Origin of the sequence: Planktothrix sp. FACHB-1355 (assembly GCF_014748295.1) — a bacterium.
Lineage (GTDB): Bacteria > Cyanobacteriota > Cyanobacteriia > Cyanobacteriales > Aerosakkonemataceae > Aerosakkonema > Aerosakkonema funiforme_A.
The window spans coordinates 1-4,822 of sequence record NZ_JACJUP010000444.1; the positions used below are offsets into that span (position 1 = coordinate 1).

Sequence of the window (4,822 nt, forward strand, 5' to 3'; positions counted from 1 at the left end):
AACACCAAAAGTCACCGTGACTTACTGAGAACCCCAGTGTTTCCGTAACGCTGAGTTTATTAGTGCATTAATCCTCAACTAAAATCTTTTATAAGAGTTGGGGTGTCCTGAAGAAGGAATATCTAGCAACTAAAATCAAAAATGTACAACCCCTCCTAAAAGAGAGGATAGTAAGAGTTGGTGGGCAATTATGGAAAACCTTGTTTATATACATCTCGCAAGTTCCTATGATGCGGCAGAGGCAAGTCAGGATACTGGAAGCCCCAAGCTGCTAAAAGTTTCCCAGCACAAAGTAAACTGGAAAAAGGTTTACAGAAGAGTCTGGATTAATTTGGTCAGTATTGCGATCGCTAGCGTGGGCTTGGGAATCGCAGGTCAGGCAATGGCCGAACTGCGCCAAGGCTCTAAAGGCCCAGATGTACTGGAACTCCAGGAGCAATTGACACAACTCGGTTACTTCAACCGTCGTCCGACCGGTAGTTTTGGCCCCTTGACCAAATCGGCTGTCATTCGTTTCCAGCAAAATGAGGGACTGAGGCCGAATGGTATAGTGGAAGAGCAAACACAACAAAGATTGCAAGAAAAAATCGCGGGAACCGAAAAAGCCGCTCCCGCTAGTGTTGAAACTGTTTCCAGCCGCCGGACGTTGAAAAAAGGCGCTAAAGGTTCGGAAGTCAGCTACCTACAGCAACTCTTGTCAGATGCGGGTGTTTATGACGGAGAAATCAACGGCAACTTTGACTCCCAAACTCATGCCTCTGTTAAGCAGTTCCAGCGCTATAGCGGTCTAAAAGTTGATGGCATCGTCGGCAAGCGTACTTGGACGACGTTAGTTGACGGCGACAAGCAAACATCAAACCAACCTTTCGATAATTCTCCTTTCACCAACGAATCTGCCTTTGGCCAACCTACTGGCCAACCGATAAACGCACCTGTCCTGCGCCAAGGCGATAAAGGAGAGGGGGTCAAAGACCTACAGGATCGTTTGCGAGATTTAGGTTATTTCAAAAGTCGTTCCACTGGGGCTTTTGGATCGGTAACCAAGGCTGCTGTAATCCGCTTCCAGCGAGATAAGGGTCTGAGGCCCGATGGAATCGTGGATAAGAAAACTCAAGCCGCATTGGAAACTTCTAGCTCGACGAGTAATTTAGATGTGAGCGAGTTACAAGAGCGTCTCAAAGAAAAAGGCTTTTACCAGGGCCCTATTGATGGTAACTTTAACGCTCAGACTAGATCGGCGGTAAAAGCGGCCCAACGTGCCTACGGCATCAATGAAAGAGACATCCTCAAAGTAGGTTTCTAAGAATTGTACCTGGGTTAAATTACGCAGCTCTCAGAGAGATGATCTGGGAGCTATTTTTATACGGGTAGCAAGGCCCTTTGGCAGGTAGGACAAATGGCATGAACGGTCAGCTGGCAATCAAGTAAGTGATATCCTTCTTTTTCAGCTGTCTTCATCCCTATTTTTAAAATTGAGTCGTTTTTGAACTCAATGGTTTTATTGCAGCGAACACAGATCAGATGATCGTGGTGATGGGGAAAGGGCTGATTGAGTTCGTAGTGTTTGTGTCCCTCGCCCAGTTCCAGTTCGCGCAGTATACCCATGCGAGACATCAGCTTGAGACTCCGATAGATGGTGGAAAGACTGATCGCTTCTCCTTGAGACTCCAGCAGATTGTAAAGATCTTCTGCACTCAGATGTTCGCCTTTAGGAAGCTCTTGAAAAACGTTCAGTATGGTCTCTCGTTGGGGAGTCAAACGCCAGCCCCTGTCATTTAGTTCGGCTTTGAGTGAGGATGCCGTGTAGACAGTCATATTCACCTTCTCAACAAAGGTACTCTATTGAAAATAATACACAACTAATGATTGATTTGCAAGAAAGGAGATTTATTGAGAATCAATCTTAATTAAGGAATTCAACTAGCCTGTCCCACGACCCAGGTTAGGTAGAAGGTGAAGAAGTGCTTGAGGAAAACGCTCTCAGACAAGACCAACTGCTAGGGAGTAGAGAGGGCCACCCCTGACGCAAAGCTTCCGGACAAATAGTATGGATAGTCAGCTGACAGTCAAGCAGATGCAATCCCGCTTTTTCACATTGCTTAAGGGCCATTTTCAGAATCGAATCGTTTTTGAATTCGATCGTCTTGTTGCATTGAATACATACTAAATGATGGTGGTGATGGGGGTAGGGTTGATTCAGTTCGTAATGTTTATGTCCCTCTGCCAGTTCTAGTTCTCGCAGGATACCCATTCTCACCATTAGTTTAAGAGTTCGATAAATAGTAGACAGGCTGATCTGTTCGCCTTTACTTTGTAGCAAATGGTGCAGGTCTTCCGCACTGAGATGATTGCCATTGGGAAGTTGTTGAAAAACCTGTAAAATAGTCTCCCTCTGAGGAGTTAAACGCCAGCCCTTTTCATTCAGTTCGGCTTTAAACGAGTTCGGTGTGTAGTTAGTCATAATTGAGATTTTTTCAAAAAAAGCCTTCTATATGAGGTAAGGATACACAATATACGAACTAATTTTCAAGAAGTAAAAATTATTGAGAATTTATAGCTAAAAGAATTGAAAGCGATCGCGTTTATTGAGAAAATTTTTAAATAAATTAAATGCTGTAATTATTCAAAAAAGTTGAATAAATTGTTTGATTAATCATAATTATTATCAAAAAGGAAGCGATCGCCAAAATAGAGAGGACTGGGAGAATTGTTCCCCCAGTCCCTTTGAGATTAAGTAGGGTAAGTCACAGCGGAATTAATGACGAGCGCCAAAATTCTGCCCTCTGACTCACCCTACAGAGTTATCCAGCTAACCTTCTAATTAACTAAAAGACTCCAGATAATCCCGTACCCGGTTGCGACGCTTGGGTTGGCGCAGCTTTTGCAAAGCTTTCGCTTCAATTTGGCGAACTCGTTCGCGAGAGAGATCTAACGCCCGACCAATTTCGGCCAAAGAGTAAGGATGACCGTCTTCCAAACCAAACCGCATGAGGATGACATCCCGTTCCCGGCTGGTTAAATCGGCTAACAGGTGGTGCAAGTCCCGGTAGAGAGCTTCCCGCATCAAAGTTTCTTCCGGAGACACATCCTCGGTTTCCAACAAATCGCCCAGTTCGGTGTCTTTTTCCTTGCCCACTTTGGTTTCCAAAGAAACAGAACGAGGCACGCGGAATAACACTTCCCGCACTTGCATCGGCGTCATCTCCAATTCCTTGGCAAGGTCTTCCAGAGTTGCCGTGCGGCCTTTTTCTTGGGAAATTTTCCGTTGAGCTTTCTTGATTTTGTTGAGTTTTTCGGTGATGTGAACCGGTAAGCGAATCGTGCGGCTTTGAGTGGCGATCGCCCGCGTAATCCCTTGGCGAATCCACCAGTAGGCGTAAGTACTAAAGCGGTATCCCTTTGTAGGATCGAACTTCTCCACAGCTCGCTCCAGACCCATTGTTCCTTCTTGGATTAAATCCAATAATTCCAGACCGCGATTTTGATATTTTTTGGCAACCGACACCACCAAGCGCAGGTTGGCTTTGATCATGTGTTCTTTTGCCCGGACGCCTTCTGCTTGGATCTGTTCTAACTCTTCAATTTTTAAAGCAGCCAGCTCTGCCCAGCGCCGTTTCCCCGCTGCCATAGTTTGCGTGAGTTCCGCAACCGTAACGCTGGCAGAGGCAGCCCACCGTTCCCAAGATGGACGGTGCCCCAAGTTAGCAGCCAGACGATCGTGGATATCGATCAATCGAACATACTGCCCGATCGTCCCATCTTCCTGCTGGGCGGCTTTATCCCGTAATTCCAGCAATCGCATATAGCGCTGGACTTCTTGTGCTTCTGAAACTTCCTCATCTCGCCCTAGCAAACGCACCCGACCAATATCTTGAAGATACAAACGAACCAGATCGGTAGTGCGACGGCTGGTACCTTGCTGAGTGCTGGTAGCGTCTACCTCCTCATCCAGATCGACCAGATCGCTGGCCATTGGCTCAGCGCTGTCTTCTAGCTCAAAGCTAGAGGCATCTAGTTGACTGTCGTAGGTGGCATCGGTTAAATCAAAGGTTGCTGGCATATTTAATTGCCTCAACTGCTCCAGGTGACAAAGGGGCTTTCTCGAACAGGCTATTTGTTGCTAGTTTTGGCGTTTTCCAAGACTAGAAACACAGCTTGGTTTTGCCTAATCGGCTCAATTACCGGTGATGCACTCTTCTGTTAGACACTAGCGATCGTTTTAGTTGGCTCGAAGTCTACCGGGTATCGACATTGACTCCAATCCATTGATATGCTGGCATTAAGCAGCTTCGCGATCGGGAAAGAAGATGATTGACTTCTTCTATTCGTCAGCTAGTATAAGGAAAAGATCGGGTAGTCAAGGGTGACCTCTGTCAGAGGGTAAGTTAATCTACATCACTCGATAGATGTTTTCCCGATCACCGTTTGAGTGTGCTGACGAATCTTCCCTAACTCTTGTTGCTATAACTGCTGTGATATTTAGTTATTCGCTGGATTGTTCTCCGGCTTGACATCTCGCAGCATCAGTGCTTCCACAGCGGCTTGAGGAGTGACTTCTCCCTTGAGCAAGCGATACACCTGATAAGAAATGGGTACGTAAATACCCTGCTGCTCGGCCAGCTGTACCAGCACTTCGGTTGTATTTACACCCTCGGCAGTTCCCTCCAAGGAAGCTAAAATTGCTGGGAGTTTTTCGCCTTGGGCGAGTTTGTATCCAACTTGGTAGTTGCGACTGAGGGCGCTGTTGCAAGTGGCGAGTAAATCGCCTAACCCTGATAAGCCATAAAATGTGTCGGTATTAGCACCCCAAGAATCGCCGATC

5 protein-coding genes are annotated in these 4,822 nt (G+C 46.3%); 1 reads left to right on the forward strand and 4 read right to left on the reverse strand.

The genetic code is table 11. The features are described 5' to 3' along the window. Positions 1–190: 190 nt before the first annotated feature. Complete coding sequence (locus H6S82_RS17940) at positions 191–1,303, forward strand: peptidoglycan-binding protein (RefSeq protein ID WP_190474525.1); 1,113 nt, start codon at positions 191–193, stop codon at positions 1,301–1,303. Between the two features lie 56 nt (positions 1,304–1,359). Here the strand turns inward: H6S82_RS17940 and H6S82_RS17945 are convergent, their stop codons facing one another. From H6S82_RS17945 to H6S82_RS17960, 4 genes are all read right to left on the reverse strand, one after another. Beyond that, positions 1,360–1,815: a transcriptional repressor gene (locus H6S82_RS17945; protein ID WP_190474527.1), complete on the reverse strand. Its 456-nt coding sequence runs from the start codon at positions 1,813–1,815 to the stop codon at positions 1,360–1,362. Between the two features lie 127 nt (positions 1,816–1,942). Continuing rightward, the gene (locus tag H6S82_RS17950) at positions 1,943–2,461 is read right to left on the reverse strand and encodes a transcriptional repressor (protein ID WP_190474529.1); all 519 of its coding nucleotides are present in this window, start codon (positions 2,459–2,461) and stop codon (positions 1,943–1,945) included. 360 nt (positions 2,462–2,821) lie between these two features. Further along, on the reverse strand, positions 2,822–4,060 hold the full coding sequence (gene sigC / locus H6S82_RS17955; protein ID WP_191056500.1) for an RNA polymerase sigma factor SigC: 1,239 nt from the start codon (positions 4,058–4,060) through the stop codon (positions 2,822–2,824). A 419-nt stretch (positions 4,061–4,479) separates the two neighbouring features. Continuing rightward, positions 4,480–4,822, reverse strand: a 343-nt coding sequence (locus H6S82_RS17960) for an NAD(P)H-dependent glycerol-3-phosphate dehydrogenase (RefSeq protein WP_347339512.1), incomplete at its 5' end; no start/stop codon positions are given.

Bases quoted from the DNA above. Each gene is read 5' to 3' on its own strand.
- H6S82_RS17945 (WP_190474527.1), bottom strand. From the start codon at position 1,815: ATGACTGTCTACACGGCATCCTCACTCAAAGCCGAACTAAATGACAGG.
- H6S82_RS17950 (WP_190474529.1), bottom strand. From the start codon at position 2,461: ATGACTAACTACACACCGAACTCGTTTAAAGCCGAACTGAATGAAAAG.
- sigC (WP_191056500.1), bottom strand. From the start codon at position 4,060: ATGCCAGCAACCTTTGATTTAACCGATGCCACCTACGACAGTCAACTA.
- H6S82_RS17940 (WP_190474525.1), top strand. From the start codon at position 191: ATGGAAAACCTTGTTTATATACATCTCGCAAGTTCCTATGATGCGGCA.